This window comes from Bradyrhizobium sp., assembly GCF_019244115.1.
Taxonomy (GTDB): Bacteria; Pseudomonadota; Alphaproteobacteria; order Rhizobiales; family Xanthobacteraceae; genus Bradyrhizobium.
The window spans coordinates 1-19,411 of record NZ_JAFATE010000812.1; the positions used below are offsets into that span (position 1 = coordinate 1).

General features: G+C 63.5%; 23 protein-coding genes and 2 pseudogenes. 7 read left to right on the forward strand and 18 right to left on the reverse strand.

Translation table 11 applies throughout. The features are described 5' to 3' along the window. The 8 genes and pseudogenes from JOZ76_RS34435 to JOZ76_RS34465 form a co-directional block, all read right to left on the reverse strand. Window positions 1-209, reverse strand: a pseudogene (locus JOZ76_RS34435) (ABC transporter permease); the annotation flags it as partial. Further along, window positions 202-1,734, reverse strand: a complete 1,533-nt coding sequence (locus JOZ76_RS34440; protein ID WP_291705837.1) for a sugar ABC transporter ATP-binding protein — start codon at window positions 1,732-1,734, stop codon at window positions 202-204. The pseudogene JOZ76_RS34435 and the gene JOZ76_RS34440, both read right to left, overlap by 8 nt. Next, window positions 1,731-2,732 (reverse strand): LacI family DNA-binding transcriptional regulator, encoded by a 1,002-nt coding sequence (locus JOZ76_RS34445; RefSeq protein WP_291705838.1) that lies wholly within the window; start codon window positions 2,730-2,732, stop codon window positions 1,731-1,733. Before JOZ76_RS34445 ends, JOZ76_RS34440 begins: the two co-directional genes overlap by 4 nt. A gap of 595 nt (window positions 2,733-3,327) precedes the next feature. After that, window positions 3,328-3,540 carry a GTP-binding protein gene (locus tag JOZ76_RS38480; protein WP_366938664.1) on the reverse strand — a complete coding sequence of 71 codons (213 nt, stop codon included), beginning with the start codon at window positions 3,538-3,540 and terminating at the stop codon, window positions 3,328-3,330. Window positions 3,541-3,642: 102 nt separating this feature from the next. Next, window positions 3,643-4,242, reverse strand: a complete 600-nt coding sequence (gene dcd / locus JOZ76_RS38485; protein ID WP_291715420.1) for a dCTP deaminase — start codon at window positions 4,240-4,242, stop codon at window positions 3,643-3,645. Next, window positions 4,239-4,754, reverse strand: coding sequence for a dCTP deaminase (locus tag JOZ76_RS34455; protein WP_291705840.1), 516 nt, complete (start codon window positions 4,752-4,754; stop codon window positions 4,239-4,241). Before JOZ76_RS34455 ends, dcd begins: the two co-directional genes overlap by 4 nt. Before the next feature lie 145 nt (window positions 4,755-4,899). Further along, a pseudogene (locus tag JOZ76_RS34460) lies at window positions 4,900-5,432 on the reverse strand (UDP-glucose 6-dehydrogenase); the annotation flags it as partial. After that, window positions 5,433-5,603, reverse strand: coding sequence for a chromate resistance protein ChrB domain-containing protein (locus JOZ76_RS34465; protein WP_291705857.1), 171 nt, complete (start codon window positions 5,601-5,603; stop codon window positions 5,433-5,435). Window positions 5,604-5,943: 340 nt separating this feature from the next. Between JOZ76_RS34465 and JOZ76_RS34470 the strand changes: the two genes are divergently transcribed. Then, window positions 5,944-6,345, forward strand: a complete 402-nt coding sequence (locus JOZ76_RS34470; RefSeq protein ID WP_291705841.1) for a hypothetical protein — start codon at window positions 5,944-5,946, stop codon at window positions 6,343-6,345. A 64-nt stretch (window positions 6,346-6,409) separates the two neighbouring features. On the opposite strand, the gene JOZ76_RS34475 is transcribed toward JOZ76_RS34470, so the two are convergent. Then, window positions 6,410-7,612, reverse strand: a complete 1,203-nt coding sequence (locus JOZ76_RS34475) for an FAD-dependent monooxygenase (RefSeq protein ID WP_291705842.1) — start codon at window positions 7,610-7,612, stop codon at window positions 6,410-6,412. 48 nt (window positions 7,613-7,660) lie between these two features. After that, on the reverse strand, window positions 7,661-7,903 hold the full coding sequence (locus tag JOZ76_RS34480; protein WP_291705843.1) for a zinc-finger domain-containing protein: 243 nt from the start codon (window positions 7,901-7,903) through the stop codon (window positions 7,661-7,663). Window positions 7,904-8,336: 433 nt separating this feature from the next. Between JOZ76_RS34480 and JOZ76_RS34485 the strand changes: the two genes are divergently transcribed. Together JOZ76_RS34485 and JOZ76_RS34490 are read left to right on the forward strand one after the other, a co-directional pair. Next, on the forward strand, window positions 8,337-9,446 hold the full coding sequence (locus tag JOZ76_RS34485) for a hypothetical protein (RefSeq protein WP_291705844.1): 1,110 nt from the start codon (window positions 8,337-8,339) through the stop codon (window positions 9,444-9,446). A gap of 131 nt (window positions 9,447-9,577) precedes the next feature. After that, the gene (locus tag JOZ76_RS34490) at window positions 9,578-10,330 is read left to right on the forward strand and encodes an alpha/beta fold hydrolase (protein WP_291705845.1); all 753 of its coding nucleotides are present in this window, start codon (window positions 9,578-9,580) and stop codon (window positions 10,328-10,330) included. A 43-nt stretch (window positions 10,331-10,373) separates the two neighbouring features. On the opposite strand, the gene JOZ76_RS34495 is transcribed toward JOZ76_RS34490, so the two are convergent. Then, on the reverse strand, window positions 10,374-11,771 hold the full coding sequence (locus JOZ76_RS34495) for a DUF3488 domain-containing protein (RefSeq protein ID WP_291705846.1): 1,398 nt from the start codon (window positions 11,769-11,771) through the stop codon (window positions 10,374-10,376). A 292-nt stretch (window positions 11,772-12,063) separates the two neighbouring features. Here JOZ76_RS34495 and cysE point away from each other — a divergent pair, with 292 nt between their 5' ends. Further along, window positions 12,064-12,891: a serine O-acetyltransferase gene (gene cysE, locus JOZ76_RS34500; protein ID WP_291705847.1), complete on the forward strand. Its 828-nt coding sequence runs from the start codon at window positions 12,064-12,066 to the stop codon at window positions 12,889-12,891. Window positions 12,892-13,181: 290 nt separating this feature from the next. Continuing rightward, window positions 13,182-13,394, forward strand: a complete 213-nt coding sequence (locus tag JOZ76_RS34505) for a DUF3126 family protein (RefSeq protein ID WP_024510665.1) — start codon at window positions 13,182-13,184, stop codon at window positions 13,392-13,394. Between the two features lie 76 nt (window positions 13,395-13,470). On the opposite strand, the gene JOZ76_RS34510 is transcribed toward JOZ76_RS34505, so the two are convergent. Beyond that, entirely contained in the window at window positions 13,471-14,181 is a 711-nt protein-coding gene (locus JOZ76_RS34510; protein WP_291705848.1) for a hypothetical protein, read from the reverse strand. A 181-nt stretch (window positions 14,182-14,362) separates the two neighbouring features. On the opposite strand from JOZ76_RS34510, the gene JOZ76_RS34515 reads away from it, so the two are divergent. Further along, complete coding sequence (locus tag JOZ76_RS34515; RefSeq protein ID WP_291705849.1) at window positions 14,363-14,692, forward strand: DUF6949 family protein; 330 nt, start codon at window positions 14,363-14,365, stop codon at window positions 14,690-14,692. 66 nt (window positions 14,693-14,758) lie between these two features. After that, on the forward strand, window positions 14,759-15,289 hold the full coding sequence (locus JOZ76_RS34520) for a gamma carbonic anhydrase family protein (RefSeq protein WP_291705850.1): 531 nt from the start codon (window positions 14,759-14,761) through the stop codon (window positions 15,287-15,289). Between the two features lie 12 nt (window positions 15,290-15,301). On the opposite strand, the gene JOZ76_RS34525 is transcribed toward JOZ76_RS34520, so the two are convergent. The 6 genes from JOZ76_RS34525 to JOZ76_RS34550 all read right to left on the reverse strand — a co-directional run. Continuing rightward, window positions 15,302-15,535, reverse strand: coding sequence for a hypothetical protein (locus JOZ76_RS34525; protein ID WP_291705851.1), 234 nt, complete (start codon window positions 15,533-15,535; stop codon window positions 15,302-15,304). 577 nt (window positions 15,536-16,112) lie between these two features. Next, complete coding sequence (locus JOZ76_RS34530) at window positions 16,113-16,628, reverse strand: hypothetical protein (RefSeq protein WP_291705852.1); 516 nt, start codon at window positions 16,626-16,628, stop codon at window positions 16,113-16,115. A gap of 179 nt (window positions 16,629-16,807) precedes the next feature. Continuing rightward, a complete protein-coding gene (locus JOZ76_RS34535; protein ID WP_291705853.1) occupies window positions 16,808-17,305 on the reverse strand; it encodes an Lcl C-terminal domain-containing protein in 498 nt (165 codons plus the stop codon). A gap of 173 nt (window positions 17,306-17,478) precedes the next feature. After that, complete coding sequence (locus tag JOZ76_RS34540; RefSeq protein WP_291705854.1) at window positions 17,479-18,564, reverse strand: tyrosine-type recombinase/integrase; 1,086 nt, start codon at window positions 18,562-18,564, stop codon at window positions 17,479-17,481. A gap of 420 nt (window positions 18,565-18,984) precedes the next feature. Next, complete coding sequence (locus tag JOZ76_RS34545; RefSeq protein WP_291705855.1) at window positions 18,985-19,188, reverse strand: hypothetical protein; 204 nt, start codon at window positions 19,186-19,188, stop codon at window positions 18,985-18,987. Further along, the coding region (locus JOZ76_RS34550; RefSeq protein WP_291705856.1) for a hypothetical protein at window positions 19,185-19,411 on the reverse strand (227 nt) is incomplete at its 5' end. The genes JOZ76_RS34545 and JOZ76_RS34550, both read right to left, overlap by 4 nt.

A 19,411-nucleotide genomic window follows, 5' to 3' on the forward strand; every position in this document is an offset into this window, starting at 1 on the left:
GAAATCGCCCGCACGATGTTGGCGATATTGTCCGGCGCCAGGAACAGGATGGAGCCGTGCCGTCGCGGTGAGAAAATGACGCCGCCGATCACGACCAGGACGAGGCCGATGACGCTCTGAAAGCGGACCGCGATGGCGAAGAAATCGAAACGGTGTGCCGGCGCCAGTCGGGCGGGCGCGGATTTCACAATCGTTGCGGCGTCATTCATCCCTGTCATCCTGATTGGCTTCGGCCACGGCGAGGATGTCGTCTTCGGCCGCGCCTGCGGGAAACTCGGCGACCGTCCGTCCGTCCCGCAGCACAACGATGCGGTCGCAGAGGCCGATCAGCTCCGGCATTTCGCTGGAGGCGACGAGAACGCCGACGCCCTGCGCGGCGAGTTCGCGAACCCGGGCGTAGATTTCGCCCTTCGCTCCGACATCGACGCCCCGCGTGGGTTCGTCGAGCAGCAGTAGGCGCGGCTCGCCGAGCACTTCCTTGGCGAGCGCGACCTTCTGCTGGTTTCCCCCGGATAGCGCTCCGACGGCGAGTTCGACCCGCGGCGGCCGCACATCGAACGAGACGATCGCCTGACGGGCGAGCCTTGCTTCGCGCGCCTTCGATATCAGGAAGAACGGCGATACGCGCCGCAGCACCGAGGCGACCAGATTGCGTCCGACGCTGTCGCGCAGCATCAACCCGGCACCCCGGCGATCGTCGCTGACGAAGGCGAGACCGGCGCGGCGGGCGTCCGCGATCGAGGTCAGCCTGACCGGCCTGTCGTTCACCTCGACGACGCCCGACCAGCCGCCGGGACCGCCGGCGCCATAGAGTGTCGAGAGCAGCTCGGTCCGTCCCGCCCCCATGATACCGGCGAGGCCCACGACCTCGCCCTCGAGCACGTCAAGCGACACGTCGCGCGGTGCGCGCCAGCCCGCCCTGTTCCGGCGCGGGCGATAGCCGGCCCGTTCCAGACGCAGCACGCGGCGGCCGAAGACGCGGCTCCGGCGCGGATAGAGCTCCGCGAGCGCCCGCCCAACGAGCAGGGCGACGAGATCGGATTGCGGTGCGGTCGGCGGCGCCGTGCCGGCGATTTCGCCATCGCGCAGGACCGTGACACGGTCGGCGACCCTGGGGACCTCTTCGAGCCGGTGCGAAATGTAGACGATGCCAACGCCGCGCCTGGCGACATCGCGGATCACATCAAACAGTCTCTGCACCTCGGCTGCGGTCAACGCGGCGGTCGGCTCGTCCATCACGAGAATGCGCGAGTCGTAGGACAGGGCCTTGGCGATCGCGACAATCTGCCGCCGGCCGACCGACAATTCGCTGACCGGCTGATCCACGTCGACATCGAAGCCGATCGCTTCCAGCCGCGCCCGCGCCGCGCGGCGCATCGCACCACGGTCGAGCACACCCGCCCGCGTCAGTTCCCGGCCGAGGAACAGATTGGCGGTCACGTCGAGACTCGGCACGAGATCGAGTTCCTGAAAGATCGTCGCCACGCCTGCGGCTTGGGCGGCGCGCGGATCAGCAAACCGGACGGCCGCTCCGTCGATCCGGATCTCGCCCTGATCCGGCGCGATCACGCCGGAGAGAATGTTCATCAGGGTCGACTTGCCGGCGCCGTTCTCACCGAGCAGCGCGTGGACTTCGCCTTTCTCGAGGTCGAAATCGACGCCGCGCAGCGCCTGCGCGCCGCCAAAACTCTTGACTACGCCGTGCATGGCAAGCAGCGGAGCGCGCGTGCTCATCTCGGCCTGCCGCAAGATTCGCGCTCGACGATCGCTGCGTCGAGACGGATGGTGCGCCGAGAGCCCTCCGGCGCGGCGATCCGTTCCATGAGCAGGAAGGCGGCGCGCCGGCCGATCTCCGCGCAGGGCTGCGCGACCAGGGTCAGGCGCGGCTCAAAGCAGTCGGCCCATTCGAAATCGTCAAAACCCGCGACCGAGACGTCTTTCGGCACCCGCAATCCGCGCTTACGGATCGCCTTCATGATGCCGATGGTCGCGAGATTATTGCCGCCGACCAATGCCGTCGGCGGATGGTCGAGGTAGAGCAGTTGCGCTGCCGCCTGCATCGCGCTCATCGTCGTCGCGCTGCCGGTGACGAGAAGCTCTTCCTCCATCACGCTGCCGGTGCCGACTAGGCCATCGCGATAGCCGGCAATCCGCTCAAGCGTGGTCTCGAAGCCGGGATTGCCGCCGACATAGCCGATCCGGCGATGACCGAGCGCGGCCACCCGCTCGACCAGATTGCGCATGGCTTCGCGGTTGTTGACGCCGACCTGATCGAACGCGGGATCGGGCATGCGATCGACCAGCACGCAGGGCAGGCCGATGTCGCGCAGATAGCCGAGCGCGCGACGTGCGGGATCGGGGCTGGGCGCGAGGATGATGCCGTCGACCCGCCGCTGATGCAGGGCCATGATGACCTCGAGCTCCCGGCTCGGGTCGTCCTCGGTGTCGGACAGAAAGACCATCATGCCGAGGCGAGCGCACTCGCTCTCGATCGCGCAAATAATGTCGCTGAAATAGGGATTTGAAAGCGAGGAGATGGCGATGCCGACCGAGCGGGTCGAGGCAGCCTTTAGGCTGCGCGCCATGATGTTGGGGCGGTAGCCGAACGACTCGATCGCGGCCTCCACGGCCCGCGCCGTGTCCGGCGCAACCCGCCGCGTGCCGTTCAAGACATGCGATACGGTCGAGACTGAAACGCCCGCTTTGCGAGCCACATCGGCGATCGTCGCCACGTTTCCTCCCGGTGCATGGATTTGTTGAGCGACCCGGCTTTGTAGGAATTATGGCACACGAAATCGTTTGCGCAATCGTTTTTCTATACCATTGCACGGCTCTTGTCGTAGGCAGCGACTGAAATCTCGCTCGGGCGGTGAAGGTTACGGTCCGGCCGGCGATCCGAATGGCGACGTTGACGCGCGGCCGTGGTGCCAGGCATTGCGTGGTGCGGCTGAGACTATCGGCCTGGGCCCCGCTGCTCGGTATGCGTTATCGGGCTCGCCTGTGATGCTCTGTTCGGTCAGGATCGAGTCTTGCCAGAACCCGGACGGCCCTACGAGATTGCGCGCAAGCTCGAGCAGGGTAGGCGCGAGGCCTCCGGCTTGACTGCAAGCAACTGGTCAGCGGTTGGGAAAAGGGAGCGAAGGGTTTTCACGGGCCAGATCCGCTTCGTGATTCACAGCCGCAAGGGGTGTGGTGGGATATGCTCAACTTAAGGGATGTTTGACAAATCGCGCCTTGTTCTATCGCCCTCCATCGTGATTTTGCCTGGCGTTTGACAAAGTTCGCGAGGTATTTCAGCGCGCCGGTGTGATTTTAAGTCCCTTGCGTCTACCAGTTCCGCCACGTCCGCTTCGTTGATTTCCATAACCTTTTTGCCCTGCACCTGCAATCGGGCGCGGGGTCGGCAAGCCCGGTCGTCTCGACAATCACCCCGATCGAGGCGATTCCCCGGGCCTTGCCGCGCTCCGCGCGGTCCGCCAACGTCGCGCGCGATCGTTGATGGATGCCGCAACACAGGCATCGATTGCTGAACTGGATCATCCGTTCGTCGCCGCTCGAGACGAGGATCTCGCCATGGCGATCCGCAATTCCGAAGGGGCCGTGATCGCCCGGCAAGGGAATCGATCGCGTGGGCGCTTCCACCTATCGCAGCTCTCGCTTTGCGTGCGGTCGAGCCGACGGCTTGTCACCACTTGCGCTCACGTCACTCTCTGGCGAAGCGGATTCAACGAAATCTCGATGAACTTCCGACGCGCGTGGTCCTCGCGAACCCTGGTACTTCCCATCATAAAGGACAATCTTGCCCTTGGGCTTCCAGAACGTAACCTGTGCGATGGCCATTCCAGGATAAAGCCGAATCGGCAGCGTGCTGTGCAGCTGAAACGTGACGTGCCCATGCGACCCGATATCAATGATGTCGGCGGTCACATGAACGAACAAGCCCAATCGGGCAATGCCCGATTTCGCATGGATGAGAGGAACGTAATGGTCGCTGCCGATCGTCTCCGCGCTATGACCCAGTACAAAGTCGCCTTGGATCATCTGCAATCCTTCGGCGCCAACCGTGAACTTTTCGTACGCGTTGTTCTTGCGTGGATCTATCACCGCCTCTTGATAGCGAATGAAATCCTGTCCAAGCGTTATGTCATAGGAATTCGTGGTTGCCCTTGCCGGGTCGAATGGATCTATCCTGATTCTTTTCCGCTGGTGTTCGCGAAGGATTTCTGTTCCTGTCAGGATCATAATAAATCCCGCGGTCTCGTGCTGAGCTTCGATGGTGTCGGCATATTGAAGGCTGAGTAACCTTGCTGGTACGCGTTCGGGGTACCGAGATTTTCCCAGAACGAGATCTGCCCGATTCGCATTTCGGGAAATATCCTAAAAGGTAACGCAGCTACGATTTCGAGCGTCCACTGATGACACGCACCTGTGTGCCCCAAATCGGCCGATACTTGAAGAAAGAGACCCAGGCGACCCAGCGAGCTGCGCCCGACCAGCCGCATCGCGTATGTATCACTTCCCAATTGTTCCAGAGTATGGCCCAGATACACGGTTTTCGGTCGTAAGACGAAACCGTCGAGGGGCAGATCGACGATCTCGAAGCCCAAAACGCCGTTGTTGAATACGGGAACACCGAGCTGCGCTCCCAAGCGGAAGTCATAGGTATTCGGGTTCAGGTGACTAGGGTTATAGGGCTCGATGGTGATGCGCCCTTCTTCACGCATCTTGGCGATTTCTGATCCGGTCAAAATCATATGCTGCCTTCATGGCCTGGGTTCTCGTATCATTCACAAACCGGCCGCTTGCGACAAGTCTGGTATGGCGGATCCGACATTCGCCATCGTATTACCGCGAGCTCTCATAGCGGATCTCAGATCCAAGCCACAGCAGAATTTTGATTCTGCCGGCGTCGTCGGTGGTGCCGATCACGATGCGGTCGGGAAATTTGAAGTCGCGAATTGCCGCGCCCTCGCGCAAGAATTCCGGGTCGAACGCGATCACCACATCGGCTGCCGGATTGACCTCGCGGATCAGCCTTTCGACCTGACCGCCGGTGCCGACAGGCACGGTCGATTTGGTAACCAGAACGGTGAAGCCCGAGATCGCGTCCGCGATCTCGCGCGCGGCGGCGTAGACGTAGGTCAAATCGGCGTGGCTGTCGCCGCGGCGCGACGGCGTGCCAACGGCGATGAAGACAGCGTCGGCTCTCGCCACCGAGGCAGAAACGTCGGTGGTGAAATCAAGCCGCGCGGCTTTTGCATGTGTCGTCACGAGTGCGTCGAGGCCGGGCTCGAAGCTCGGAAGCTCGCCGCGTTTGAGCGATGCGATCTTCCCGCTGTCCTTTCCACACAGGTGACCTCGTGGCCGAAATCCACAAAGCAGGCGCCGGAGACCAGACCCACGTAGCCGGTGCCGATCGTGGCAATTCGCATTTAAGACCTCCGTCCATCGCGGGCCGATCTTAAATTATGGACCAACGCCGGGTCGCCGGTCAGCTCGTATTTCCTAAGGATCGCCTCGAATGAGCATTGCTTGCCGTGGTGCCCGAGCTCGACATCCCTGACATCGTAAGGAATGGCATCGAGCCGCCCGGCTTCCGCCATCACCTGGCAGGATTTACAGCCCTGTGGTTCGGCCTGGTGTTCCGCCGATCGTTGTCGACCGAACGCGTGGAATTTGTAACACCATGTGTCACCCGATCGGGGATAGGCACCTAAAATCAATGCAGATCAGGTGTTTACGCTGCTGTCTGGCGACCGGGCATGAAACCGGTCCGGCGCGAAATGCCGCCTTCCCGGAGACCGCAAAGCGGGCTACAGGAGCCTCAATGCGGACACCCGAGCCTGCTTTAGGCATTGTTCAGGGATTGCGAGATATCAGGCTGATATGACCGCTCGTTTTCGTCACCGTCGGGTTTTGCGCACGGCTAGCCTGACGGCACCCATGGCCTTCCTATTGTCGCTTGGCGGCTGCGCCGAGATGAACGACACAATGACGACGGCCTTCGCCGATCCCGCCAAATTCGAGCTCTATGACTGCAAGCAGCTCGAGGCCGCGCGCAAGAGTCTGGCCGAACGCGCCGCCGAACTGCAGGGGCTGATGGCCAAAGCCGACAGCGGCTTTGCCGGTCCGGTCGTGGCCGAAATGGCCTACCGCAACGATTACGTCGCGATCCGCGGCCAGTCCCATTATGCCGAAGAGGCATGGCAGAAGAATCATTGCCGCGAAACGCCGGCAGCACCGCCGCCCGCAGCCAAGCCGGTCGCGCCGACGGCGTCCAGAAAGCCGGCCAAGCAGCCGGCCAAGCCGGTCGCACGATCCAAGCCCGACACGTCCGTCTACTGATTAAGCTTTTTTGCGCGAAGTGCGTAATCCGCGCGTGAAAACAACGCGTCAGACCTGAGCCGCGTCACACGCGCCAATCGTGGATCCAGCGCTGCCGTGCCAGCATCCGCTGCGGCCCGAGTGCGCGGATGGTAAGGTCGCGCGCAAGCGCGATCGCTCCCGTGAGGTGATAGATCTGTCCCTGGCGGCGCGCCGCCCGCTGCACCAGGGCCACCCGCGTCCGGCGCAGCCGCGCATAGCGCGTCAGTGCCGCGCCGATGTTCTCGGCCGTGTCGGTCTGTCCCTCGCTCAGGGCCTTGGCCAGAACAGCGGCATCCTCGATCGCCATCCCGGCGCCCTGTGCCGCAAAGGGCAGCATGGCATGCACCGCGTCGCCCAGAAGCGCGATCGCCCCTTTGCTCCAGTTGCCGCCCTCGGGCAGGGTGAACAGCGCCCAGCGACGCCAACTATCCACGGCGTTGAGCAGCATCCGCGCCGGTCCCGGCCAGCGCGCCGCGGCGAACGCCTCCTTCAGCTCCTTGGTTTCGCCCGGCGCGCCCCAGCCAGGCCGGTTCCATTGGCCAGGCACGATCGCGACCACGTTGACCTGGCGCCCCCCGGAGATCGGATAGGCGACGAGATGCGCTGACGGCCCCATCCAGAGCAGGACTTTTCGCGCGGTATACTCGCGCGGCAGTTGATTGGCATCGAGGGTGCCGCGCCAGGCGATCAACCCTGAGAATTGCGGCTGTACGTCTTGAAACAGATGATTGCGCACGGTCGACCAGATGCCGTCGGCACCGATCAAGGCGAGCGCCAGATCCTGCCGCCGCGAATTGCCGCTGCGCTGGACCACCGTCAATCCCTTGGCATGAGAGGTGGCATCCTCGAACTGGCAGCCGAGGCGCAGTTCGATGTCCGGGTGATCCGTGACCTCTGCGGCCAGCGCGCTCTGCAAATCGGCGCGATGAATCACCCAATAGGGCGCGCCCGCGCGCTGCGAGGCGGCCTCGCCGAGCGGCAGGCGGATCACCTCGCCGCCGGCGCGCGCGCTCATGATACTGATTGCTTCCGGGACTACGGCGCGCGCCGCGATCCGCTCCTTGAGGCCGAGGCTGATCAGGATGCGGCTCGCATTCGGCGAGAGCTGCAAGCCGGCGCCGACCTCTTCGAGCCGCTCGGCTTTTTCCATGACGACGACGCGAAAGCCGCGCGCCGCCAGGGCCAGCGCTGCGGTCAGTCCCCCGATGCCGGCACCGGCGATGAAGATGGTACGTGACGCAGCCACCGTGTCAGACGAGCGCTGCGGCGGATCTAAAACTCTGGAAAGTGTGCATCAGGCGACGTCCCGCAGCACGCATTCCGGCGGACGGGCTTCGCCCGCGCCAAGGTCGGCGGCAAACCGGTAGAGCGTCGAGCAATAGGGACAGATGATCTCTTTGTCGTTGCCGAGATCGAGGAAGACATGCGGATGGTCGAATGGCGGATTGGCGCCCACACACATGAACTCCTGCGAGCCGATCTCGATTACGGCAACGCCGGCATCATTGTGAAAGTGGGGAACGACGTTATCGGCCATCGAATTCACCTTGAGTGGCAACGCGTCCCGGTGCGATCACCGCGAGACGACTACCGCGACTTGGTATGGTTAGCTGGTTGACGTGCGGCGCAACATAACGGCGGCCGCCATCGATTCCTAGTAGCTTCTCCCAATCGCTTCCGCATGGCTCCCGGCAGCACCAGCGCACGCCACAGGTTCGGCCAATCCCGGCTTGCCGAGAAGCCCTCCTTTGGTCGGGGCCGTTGCATCCACGAAGCGGCATACTATGTATGTGCCGCGGATTTGAGCCTGCAAAACCTGGATTGGCAAACGTCGAATCGAGTGACGGCACAGGAATCGTAGATTTGCAAGTGCCAATGACCTTCCTTGGTGCGCTGGACTGTCGTAGGCAGGAACGGCGCGTTTTTTTTGAGAGGTGGCGCCCCGGGGCGCAATCGGTAGATTGTCACGGATGAAGCGACGGCGGACCAGTCTGGCCTTGATCGGTGCGGCGGCGAGCGCTGCAGTGCTGCTTGCGCTGTGGCCGCACGCGCGCGAAGCGGCAGCGCTGCTCAAGGCCAGGGATGACCCGGCCCAGTTGTCGGATCTCAAACTCAATTCTGCGTTACGGAACCGCGACCTCGTCGCCGCCAATGTCGTGACGGCGCTTCAGGCCGGCGATGCCGACCTTGCGGACAGTTTTGTCGAACTCGCGCGTGAGAAAGATATTTCTCTCGACGATGAACAGACGCGCCGGGTTGCCGAGGCGGTTTCGGAGGCGAATTCGTCGGCGCATTTTGCCAAAAACTTTGCCACCGGCCTCGTCACCGGCAATGCCGACGACGTGGCGAGCCTATCGGGCACGGTGGCCGGCGATCTGTTCGTCTTCGGCGATATCCGCGACGTGGTGCGCGAGGGCAAGCATCTCGTGATGGGTGAGGACACTGACCGCCTGATCCTGGGGCTGGCCACCGCGGGACTGGCCGTGACGGCCGCGACCTATGTCTCGGTGGGGGGTGCCACGCCGCTGCGCGCCGGCCTCTCGCTGGTCAAGGATGCCCGGAAGGTCGGACGGCTGGGCGAGGGGCTTGCGGAATGGGCCGGCCGCTCCGCACGCGAAGTGGTCGACACGCCCGTGCTGCAGCGGGCCGTCGCCGACGGCTCGCTGTTGCATCCGACGCAGACCGCAAGTGCGATCGGCGCGGCGTTTCGCGCGGAAAAGGCCGGCGCGCTGGTGCGGCTCGCCAAGGATATCGGCCGCGTTGGCGAGCGGGCGGGGATCCGCGCCGCGCAGGATACGCTGAAGATCGCGGACGGCCCCAAGGATGTCGCCCGCGCCGCGCGGCTGGCCGAAGCCAAGGGCGGTAAAACCCGGGCAATCCTGAAGATCCTCGGGCGGGGCGCCTTGCTGCTGACGGGGGGCCTGATCGATCTGACGCTGTGGATTTTTGGCGCGCTGCTTGCCCTGTTCGGCGTGCTGTCGTCGATCAAGGCTGCGAGCGAGCGGGCGACGCAGGCCTGGCTCGACCGCCGCAAGGCGAAACGATTGCGCCTGCAGATGGCAGCAGTCGCCGCAGGATAGATCAACAAGCGGGATTGGATAGCACGAAGAAGTGTGCGGCGGTGTCCGCGCATGGTTGACTTGCGAAGAACCTGGCTTTGCCAAGATCCATGTTGCAACGACCTTCCTGTAAAAGAAAGGCGGACCAAGCGATGTCGAGCTTTCAGAACGGCGCTGTCGAAATTGCCTATCTCGACGAAGGCGAGGGTGAGCCGATCGTGCTGGTGCACGGTTTTGCGTCGAGCAAGAGCGTGAACTGGGTCTATCCGACCTGGGTCTCGGAGCTCAAGCGAAGCGGCCGCCGCGTGGTTGCGCTGGACAATCGCGGCCATGGCGAATCCGCAAAACTCTACGACCCCGGGCAATACACCATTCCCAACATGGCAGGCGACGTCATCGCGCTGATGGACCATCTCGGCATCGCGCGCGCCGACGTGATGGGCTATTCGCTGGGCTCGCGGATGACCGCGCAGCTGGCGCTGAGCGCGCCGGAGCGGCTGCGCTCGGCGATTTTTGGCGGCATCGGCATGGCCATGATCGAGGGCGGCGGTCCCGGCGAGAACGTCGCGGAAGCCCTCGAAGCGCCGTCACTGGATGAGGTCGCCGATCCCGTAGGGCGAACCTTTCGCGCGTTCGCCGACCAGACCCGCTCCGACCGGCGGGCGCTCGCCGCCTGCATGCGGGGCTCGCGCGGGCGGATGTGCCGGGACGACGCGGCGCGGATTTCGGTCCCCGTGCTGATCGCGGTCGGCACGTCGGACGAGATTGCGGGCTCGGCGCACCAGCTCGGCGAGATCATTCCGGCGGCGGAAGTGCTCGACATCCCCAATCGCGACCACATGCGCGCCGTCGGGGACAAGATCTACAAGTCCGGCGTCGTCGATTTTCTTTCACGACGCCCCTAGTCTAAAGCGCGATGGGAGGAGCAAGTCGAATCGCCATCGCGCGTCAGGTTATTGTTTGAGCGTGATCTTTTCGGAAGACCGCTTCGCACTTTTCCGGATCATGCTCGAGATCGTCCGGGTCATTCCAAAAATATCGCGAGAGCGCGATGAGCACCGTGAACGTTGCGATCCAGACCATGCGCGCGCCGTAGCGGTCGTGCGGACCCGAGATGACGCCGCAGATCGCGGCGTTGCCGAGGAGCGCGAAGCTCACGGTCGCTGCCAGCAAAGTCACATCATCGAGCCGGTGCCACGACAGCGCATGCGCCAGCAGCGCGAGCAGCGCCAGCATCGAGGCCAGCGCGACCGGGACATGAAGGCGGTTGATGGCAGGGAAGTCGATGTCCCAGTGCTGCTGATGCGCCGCGCGCATGGCCTTGAGCTCCGCGGGGATATAGCGCTCGATGATCCCATAGGTGTGGGGAATCCAGCCATTGGCGCCTTCGCCAGTGGCGACGGCGAGCAGTTGCTGCGCGGTTGCGGCAAGGGCCGCCTCGGCCTGCCAGAGTGGATAGGCTTTGAGTGAATGGGTGACGATGTATCCCATTTCGCCTTCCATCCCCTCGAAACGGCCGAGCGTGTTGAACATGCTGTGCCCCCACAGAAACTCGTCTGCGGTTGCCGGAAGCCCGTTGCGGTACGGACAGAGCTTTAGCTGCTCCTGTCCGCAATGGTCGTTCAGATAACGCGCCACGATGCCGTCCTGCATCATCCGCCCGAAGGCGACGCCATAGCCCCCCGGCGTCCAGGCGAGCTGCCCAGACAGCGCATAGTTCGCGGCGAGCAGCATGGCTGCGCCGGTGACCAGGGCCGAAGCTCCGAACGCGAGCGCCGGCAGCCCCATGCGCGTTCTAAGCCAGGGCCACGCCAGGAGTGCGAGGACGCACAGGCCGGTGAGCACGCCAAGTGTCGCGCTGTGGCTTGCCGCAGCAAAGGCGGTGAAGACGAACAGGCCGCCCTTCTCGGTCGGCAACAGCTTGTCGCCATGCAGGATCAGCAGGAAAAGCGCGAGCACCGACAGCCCGGCAAAGATGTCGGTGAGCAGCATGGTGGCGAGCCAGGGCAGCGCGGTGGTCAGGATCAGCAACAGACTGATCGCGGCGACCCGAAACGGCTGCGCCAGGCCCAGCGCGCGCAGGGTCAGCCAGATGATCCAGAGGGTGGCGAGCGCCTGCAGCAGGAGGTTGAACCAGAAACCCGATCCCTCGCCGATATGCAGATAGAGGCCGAACACCGTCGACCGGCTAGGCACCAAATAGCCCTCGTACCATCGTGCGAGATAGCCGCCCGTGTCCCATTGCAGCAGCGGATAGCCGTTCCATATCGCAGGCGCGAGCAGGAAGAAGGGGATGACGACGGCGGCGATGCGGGCCGAGACCTGCTCCGTCGCCCGCGCGCTCAAGGCTTGCGCGGAGATGTCCTGAGTAGAGATGTCCAGCCCCTCGTTGGCACCAACATGCCTGCAATAAGGTTGAGTTCGAAATCCATCAATAGTCTGAGACGGCCGCTTGATTTTAGTGAGGACACTGACCACGTCCTGCCAAGTACCGTGAACGGACCGGCTTTCGGTGGAGAAAGCAGGCAGATTCAAGGCCTTGGCGGGGCAACCGGACGTTCACTGCAAGTGGCGGGCGTCAGGACAATGACACCTCGTCGTGTTATAGAAAAGTTCGTCGAACGCGCGAGGACAGCCGATGGCAATGCACCAGATCAGTCCGCAGGGGGGAAAACTGGCGACGCTCGATCCGATCTGGGATCGCATCCGCAGTGAGGCGGAAGAGATCGTTCGCCGCGAGCCGGAGCTCGCCACCTTCATCTTTTCGACGGTGCTGCATCACGACCGCCTGGAAGACTCGGTCATCCATCGGCTTGCCGACCGCCTGGATCATGCGGCGCTGTCGGGCGATCTGATCAGGCAGACCTATGACGAGGCGCTGCGTGACAATCCCGACCTCGGCAACGTCTTTCGTGCCGATCTCGTCGCGGTCTACGACCGCGATCCGGCGACCTCCCGCTTCATCGACCCGTTGCTCTATTTCAAGGGCTTCCATGCCCTGCAGACCCATCGCCTGGCGCATTGGCTCTATCTGAAGGGCCGCAAGGACTTCGCCTATTACCTGCAAAGCCGTTCGTCGGCGGTGTTCCAGACCGACATCAATCCCGCGGCAAAAATCGGCCGCGGCATTTTCCTCGATCACGCCACCGGCTTCGTGGTCGGCGAAACCGCCGTCATCGAGGATGACGTCTCGATCCTGCACGGCGTCACGCTCGGCGGCACGGGCAAGGAGAACGAGGACCGCCATCCAAAAATCCGCCGTGGTGTGATGATCGGCGCCGGCGCAAAAATCCTCGGCAATATCGAGGTCGGGCATTGCGCCCGCATCGCGGCCGGCTCGGTGGTCGTGAAGCCGGTCCCGCACAATGTCACGGTGGCCGGCGTTCCGGCCAAGATCGTGGGCGAGGCCGGCTGCGCCGAGCCGTCGCGCACCATGGACCAGATGCTCAACGCGACCGGGCTGTAACGCCGGTTGCGCGGAAAAACTCAAAGAACAGTTTCGCTCCGGTGCGCCTTCACCTGCCGGATCGTTACGCCTCCGCGCAGGCTTCGAAACCGCACTGGAATCACGGATTTGCAGCGGGGTTTTCGCGAATCGGAGTCATCGCTTCAAGGCTTTGTTGCGAACGATGTCTTGGTCGCAAAAGGTGATCCGCGATATCCAATGACAGGCCGCGGGCGGCATGAAAACCCGCTGGCGGTTCCCGCTGTGTCGTCCTAAAACCCTCCCACACTAAATCCGATTTGGAGACTGCCGTGGACGTTCAGGAAGTCAGGAAACTCGACGCCTATCTCAAGCGCGTGTTCGGCAACCCCAAGATTCGCGTGGTGCCGCGTCCCAAGAAGGACGACTCGGCCGAGGTCTATATCGGCGAGGAGTTCATCGGCGTGCTGTTCGTCGACGACGAGGACGATGATCGCTCGTTCCAGTTCCAGATGGCGATCCTCGAGGACGATCTGGTCGAGTAGGGGTTTTGACCCGTTTCATCCCTTCCGGGCGCTTGTGGCCAACGGAAGGGATGGTCACGACCGCAGGCCGCTTCAATCACCCTTTCGATCCGTGCAGTTGCACCGTCAGCCGGTCCATCGCGTCGGCGACGTCGCGCCATTGTGCGAGCCAGCTTCGCGGAAAGCGGAATGTCAGGTCGGCACCGTCGATCCGGCGCTCGCTGAGGCACATGCCGGGCGTCGTGGCATCGCGGGTGCAGCGGGCGCTGAGAGCAGGCGAATTGGCAAAGAACAGATCCTCGCCGGCATAGGGCGTCTGTTCGCGGAAGGCGCGCATTGTCAATCCGTCCGCGCCTGGTGTCGAGACCTGCTCGAGATAGCGCGGATAGATGGTACGCACGCGCATGTCCGGCGCCATGGTGTCACGATGGGCCGCAATCGACAGGAAAAGGCGGTCGATCGGGGGCAGCGTGGCTTCGATCGCCTCCTCGCTGATGTGCCTCGGCGCGTCCGGCGGGTCGAGGGTCGGGTAGGTGAAGTTGAGATCGATCCGCTCCTGCGTTCCGGAGTGGCGCTGGATCTTCATGCGGATCGCCGCGGCTGGCACATTGAACAGGGTGCCGCCGATGCTGATCGGGAGCCGCGAGGGCTCGCTGGAGCCGACCGCGCCCCAGGTCGGCCACAGGAGATAGACGACCAGCGCGATGGAAGCCGTCACGGCGAGGGCGGCCAGCGCGATGGGAAGCGCGGAAGCGCCCTTGCTCCGGGCGATGACGCCGTTTCGTCTTGCGGTCCAGAACATGCTCATCAGGCACGCGGGTCCAAAGGCTCACTTCGAATCAATGCCGACTATGGCATGCAAGCGGGGTTCCCGCAGGATTTCAGCGCGGCTTGACCCCCGGTGTTAACCTTTCCTTAACGCTGCTGTAGCGGCCGGTGATCAATTCTGCCAAACGAGAGGCGGGTATCATTGTGTGAAGTGTGCTGTCATGTCGGCTGATGCGTTGAACTCGTTGTTTGCGCTCTTGATCGGCTTTTCGCTCGCCGGTGCGCTGGTCTGCGGTTATCAGGCCCTTGCCGAGCGGCCCGCGGGCTTCGGCCTGCTGCAGGAGGGGATCACGCCGCGGCGTTTCGCGGCCGTGCCGTTTCTGGTCTTTGCGGCGCCGTTCATCATCATGCGCAATACGCTGCGCGGCGCGCGCATCGAGCGGCGGCGCTTCGAGTTCGTGATGCTGGCGACCGTGATCGCCGGCTTCTGGAGCATGATGTCCGGCACCTTCTTCCTGATGACGCTGCGCGCCGCAGGCCTTCCGGTCTGAGACGTCGCGCCTGCTTGAAAGCGCGCATGAGGCCGTGCCAAGGTCGCCTCCGGACAGGAGACCTGCATGGCGATCTATGAACTAGATGGGCAGGCGCCCGAGCTTCCCGCCGACGGCAATTATTTTGTCGCCGACACCGCGGCGGTGATCGGCAAGGTGCGCCTGAAGAGTTCGGCCAGCGTCTGGTTCGGCGCGGTGATTCGCGGCGACAATGAATGGATCGAGATCGGCGAGGGCTCGAATGTTCAGGACAATGCGACCTGCCACACCGACAAGGGCTTTCCGCTGACAATCGGCAAGAACTGCACCGTCGGCCATAACGTGATCCTGCACGGCTGCACGCTCGGGGACGGCGCGCTGGTCGGAATGGGGGCGATCGTGATGAACGGTGCGAAGATCGGCCGCGGCAGCATCGTCGGCGCCGGCGCCGTCATTACCGAGGGCAAGGAATTCCCGGAGCATTCGCTGATCATCGGCGCACCGGCGCGCGTGATCCGAACGCTCGAACCCGCGCAGGTCGAGCAGATGGGCAGTGCCGCCCGTTTCTATGTCACCAACGGCCCGCGTTTCAAGACAGGCCTGAAACGGATCGGCTAAAGCTTTTCCGGCTCAGCGCCGCCGGGGCTTGCGCGGCCGCAGCTCCGTCACGTTGCCTTTGGTCTCGCCGCGGCTCTCGGCTGCACTCTTGCGCAGCGCATCCCTGAGGTCGATTGGGATGCCGTGCTTCTTCAACAGATCGGCGAACGCCTCGTCCGCCAGTTCCTGAAAGGTGCCCATGCGGTCGCGTGCCAGCTGTCTCAGCTTGTCGAACGTGTCGTCGTCGAAGGCGATCAGTTTGCGCATCGCTTGCATTCCAGCGGGCAGGTAAGGCCGAAGGCGAAGCTGGAAAACAGCTTATGAGAGCCTCCGTTCCGATTCAATCGGGGCGGAGGCTTTGCGCGGAAGACCAAGCTGTCGGCGGCCCGCAGACCTCTGCAGCGGCTCGGCACGCATCGGCAAGCTCCTCCGTCGGTATGCGGCGGCATTGAGAATGCCCAATCCGGCCCGAACGCAAATCACCAGCCTGCGAGGATCGCAGGGATAACACGTGCGAAGCCAGGATAAGAAGACATGCGCGGAGGCGTCTTGCCGGAAAAGAGAGAGCCCGCGATTTCGATCCCCCATCGAAATCCAAGCGGGCTCTCAATTTGGGGCGGCCCGGGAGGAGTGGTTCGCCCGAAATGAACAAGGCCGTCGACGCAGTATGCCGCCAACGACCTTGCCAGCCCCGGACATTGAAATTGGCTCACGCCGATCCGGTAGCCTGAACCTTGAACCGGATTTTCACGGGGAGATGTGAACTGGTTCACAAATGGCATGAAAAAATCATACCTGTGACGCAATCGCGGCTCGGCCTCAAGCCATCATCGGAGCGGCCCGCTCAGCTCCGTGCCTTGCCGCGCCTGTGATGTGCGGCACTCATCGCCTGCGCCCGAGTGCGGACGGCACGGTTGCGAGCTGGTGGCGAGGCGGGCTCGGACTGGCTACTCGCAAATGACTGGCGCAGTCCGTCGACGGCTTCCGTCAGGCCTGCCACCTGCTCGGCGAGCCGCTTGGCATCGGCCTGCTGGGAGGCCAGAAGCCGCCGCACGGTCTGCAGCTGCTCCTGAACCATCTGCAATTGATCGATGGACTCCTGCTGGGTGACCTCGAGCCCCTTGGTCTTTTCCACCAACTGCTCGGAGGCCTGGGCGGCGCGGGCCTGCAATTGGCGCACCTGGAGCAGCCGCTCGGGCTCGGGAGGGGTGCCGCCAGAGGACCGCCACAGCGCAACTGCGGCGACGCCGACGATCAGCAGGGCTAGCACGGCGGCGGCGAGCGCAATCGGCTGCGGACCCATGCGCCGGACGTCAGTGCCGGGTTCGGAGGAACGGTGCGAAATCAAGAACCGGGTCATCAGAAGCTCGCATGCAGGTAAAGTTTCCGAAACCTGCCTGTCCGGTAGGCTCCGATTCAACGCGACGCCACAACGGAAATGCAACTGCCCCCGAAAGTCCACTATTTGGCAATGATTCTGACAAAATCGAGGCCGGCGGAGCGAAAAAATGCAATTTGGATGCAACGCCAGTGGATTGGCTAGCGCCCCTCATGCACCAGTCGCACGGCAAACGGCGTCGACTTCGGAAATGTCCAGGTCGGCATGCCGGTTCGGAAGTAAATGATCCAGGCGTAGGCCGGCCCGCTTGGCGTGCTGGTCCAGTACTGGATCGACGGCGTTGCCGGAAACACCGCTTCATCGATCGCAGGACGCTTGCAGCGGTGGTCCACGATGCTCTGCAGTTCGTCGCGGTCCGGCAGGCGCCAGGCGGTCCGGCCCGCTAGATGCAGGACCATCGCGCTGTCCCAGTTCATGAGCTCCGCGGAGCCGGAGCAGCCGCCCTGGTCGGACCATTGCTGGCCGTAACTGCATCGCATCCAGGTGAGATCGGTATGCTTGTCGTAGACGGTGTCGCTGTGAAGTTCAAAGCGCGATGCGACCGGCTCGGTCTGCCTGGCCGGGTCACATTCGGCCCTTGCCGGGCCGGAGGTCGCAGCAAGACCTGAGATCAGCACAGCACCCAGCACGGATCTCACGCGGCAGCTCATGCCACCTCCGACGATCGAGGCATTCGCGCTCTGATTGCACGATAGCACGAGGAGGTGCGGCGGGCGAGGCGTCCGGTTCTGGCAAGCGGCCGGTGATGGCACCTCGGTGCATCAGTCCGCTAAAGAAGATGCGGCCAGGCTTTGGGGGAGCGGTAACCGCACTATTGATTGGATTGCGTTTTCGGCTTTGGAGCAGGCGAGTCCACGGATTCTCCACCAGGTGCGGACGGCAGAACGTCCACGCGGTTCCACTCCTCACTCGCGGCCGTGTGTGTGTAGCGCGCAGCCGATCGCGGATCGCGCCAGCGGCCTGTGCCGACCAGGCCGTGCACGTCCGCCCCGCCATAGCGACGCATCCAGGTTGCCCAGGTGTGGCAGAAGGTGTGGAAGGTGACCCACGAGTAGCGGTAGGGCGGGATCTCCATCCGCTCGCCGCGCTTCGGTCTTTTGACGGCCGGCAGACCGCATGCCGTGACCTTGGAATTGAGAAACAGGAAATTCCGGTGTCCGCCTTGGTGGAAGCGGAACACCTTCCCAGCGGCCTTCCTGTGCGGCTCCAGGAGGTCACAGAGCTCCTGCCGGAGCTTGACCGTGCGCGGATCGTCGTTCTTCGAGGTTTCGATGTAGGCGAGCCGCTGGCCCAGATCTACGCGCTCCCATTTGAGCGCCAGCGCCTCGCCGATCCGGCAGCCAGTGTAGAGCAGGAAGCGGAGCAGCCGCCCCATCTCAGCGTCGATCGCGTCCGCAGCCTTGATGATGGCGAACGCGTCTGGCGGGAGCAGGAACAGCGTCCGGGCCTTGCCCTTATAGCCTTTTGGCCGGCGGACTGTGATTTCGACGCCCGCATGATGCAGGACCGCGCTGACCGGCGTGTAGACATAGCCGTTGCGCGTGATGGGCTGGACGTTCGGATAAAGCAGGACCGCGGCCTCATCGATCGCGTCCTGGTCGATGTCCGATAGCAGCTTTTCGCCGAAATGGTTGATCAGCCTGCGGACACCGCGGCGCGCACCCCCGGCCTTCAGATATGCGACTGCAGCGCTTAGGAAGGTTGGCGCGTGCTTGGGCTGCGGCTTGGGCGGATATTCACCACGTTCGATGGCCTTTTCGAGCTTGTCGCGTTCCCGGGCTGCAACGGCGCGTTTAGGAGTTCTTGAGCTTCGATCCACAGCGACTTTGAGGTGAGTTCCTCTGATCGTCCAGTACGGCGTCTTGCCTGGCCTCGGCGGGAAGAGTTTGAGCGGCATGGTACGGCCCTCGCTGCCGCATCGAGGATGCGGTCGATGTCACACTCGCGGAACAGCTTATCCCGACCGAGCTGGCTGTAAAACGGACGGCCGGCCGCGTCCACGGGATTTCGGGACAGCCAGTCCTGCAGCCAGCGCTTGGATTTGTGCAGGCGGGCGGCGGCCTCAGCGAGGGTGTAGGGCGCGGTCATGCAGCTAGACGGCGAAGCGCGGCGGCCATGTTTTAGGATCCTTCGGGTGCGCAAATTTGCGCAGGCATCTCTGTTAGCGAACATCCCGCCTCGACCCGGGGCGGCCAGGTCGAGGCGGGGGACAAAGGCGATACTCACAAAAGCATTTTTCTCGTTTGCTCTTTCTCTCTCTGCCGTCTGGCAGATGGTTTCACGTCATGCTGTTTTCCTCCTCTGCCCCGTTCCGAAATCATGCGAGCACCTGTTCACGCGGCGCGGTGATCGGCAAAATGACGTGCATCCGGCTGCTCCGAAGGCGAAGTAGCCGCGCTTTAGACCACGCGCCCCAAGGTTCGGCGAAATCACGGGCCGCGGCATCGAGCAGCTCGGCCTGCGCAAGGATCTCCGCGCCGATCGCGGCGCTTTCCCGCAGAGTGATCGCACGCATCGTCACCACTCTGCCTGCCGGGCCATGATGTTGCGGGCCTCGTTCAACGCCTGGTCGCCGAATGTCACGATGTCGCCATAGGCATAGCGGCCCATCAGCGCGGCGATCGCGGTTCGCTCGCTCTCCGCGCCCTTGAAGCGGACGATGTCGGCGGCCATGCGAGCGATCAGCTGTTGCCGGGTCTCCATCATTGCTTGTCCCTTTCCGCGATGATGACGAAGCAGACCGC

Bases quoted from the DNA above. Each gene is read 5' to 3' on its own strand.
- JOZ76_RS34525 (WP_291705851.1), bottom strand. From the start codon at position 15,535: ATGCGCAAACTGATCGCCTTCGACGACGACACGTTCGACAAGCTGAGA.
- JOZ76_RS34510 (WP_291705848.1), bottom strand. From the start codon at position 14,181: ATGAGCATGTTCTGGACCGCAAGACGAAACGGCGTCATCGCCCGGAGC.
- JOZ76_RS34470 (WP_291705841.1), top strand. From the start codon at position 5,944: ATGGCCTTCCTATTGTCGCTTGGCGGCTGCGCCGAGATGAACGACACA.
- JOZ76_RS34515 (WP_291705849.1), top strand. From the start codon at position 14,363: ATGTCGGCTGATGCGTTGAACTCGTTGTTTGCGCTCTTGATCGGCTTT.
- JOZ76_RS34530 (WP_291705852.1), bottom strand. From the start codon at position 16,628: ATGACCCGGTTCTTGATTTCGCACCGTTCCTCCGAACCCGGCACTGAC.
- JOZ76_RS34440 (WP_291705837.1), bottom strand. From the start codon at position 1,734: ATGAGCACGCGCGCTCCGCTGCTTGCCATGCACGGCGTAGTCAAGAGT.
- JOZ76_RS34540 (WP_291705854.1), bottom strand. From the start codon at position 18,564: ATGCCGCTCAAACTCTTCCCGCCGAGGCCAGGCAAGACGCCGTACTGG.
- JOZ76_RS34520 (WP_291705850.1), top strand. From the start codon at position 14,759: ATGGCGATCTATGAACTAGATGGGCAGGCGCCCGAGCTTCCCGCCGAC.
- JOZ76_RS38480 (WP_366938664.1), bottom strand. From the start codon at position 3,540: ATGATCCAGTTCAGCAATCGATGCCTGTGTTGCGGCATCCATCAACGA.
- JOZ76_RS34455 (WP_291705840.1), bottom strand. From the start codon at position 4,754: ATGATTTTGACCGGATCAGAAATCGCCAAGATGCGTGAAGAAGGGCGC.
- JOZ76_RS34465 (WP_291705857.1), bottom strand. From the start codon at position 5,603: ATGGCGGAAGCCGGGCGGCTCGATGCCATTCCTTACGATGTCAGGGAT.
- JOZ76_RS34480 (WP_291705843.1), bottom strand. From the start codon at position 7,903: ATGGCCGATAACGTCGTTCCCCACTTTCACAATGATGCCGGCGTTGCC.
- JOZ76_RS34490 (WP_291705845.1), top strand. From the start codon at position 9,578: ATGTCGAGCTTTCAGAACGGCGCTGTCGAAATTGCCTATCTCGACGAA.
- JOZ76_RS34485 (WP_291705844.1), top strand. From the start codon at position 8,337: ATGAAGCGACGGCGGACCAGTCTGGCCTTGATCGGTGCGGCGGCGAGC.
- cysE (WP_291705847.1), top strand. From the start codon at position 12,064: ATGGCAATGCACCAGATCAGTCCGCAGGGGGGAAAACTGGCGACGCTC.
- dcd (WP_291715420.1), bottom strand. From the start codon at position 4,242: ATGATCCTGACAGGAACAGAAATCCTTCGCGAACACCAGCGGAAAAGA.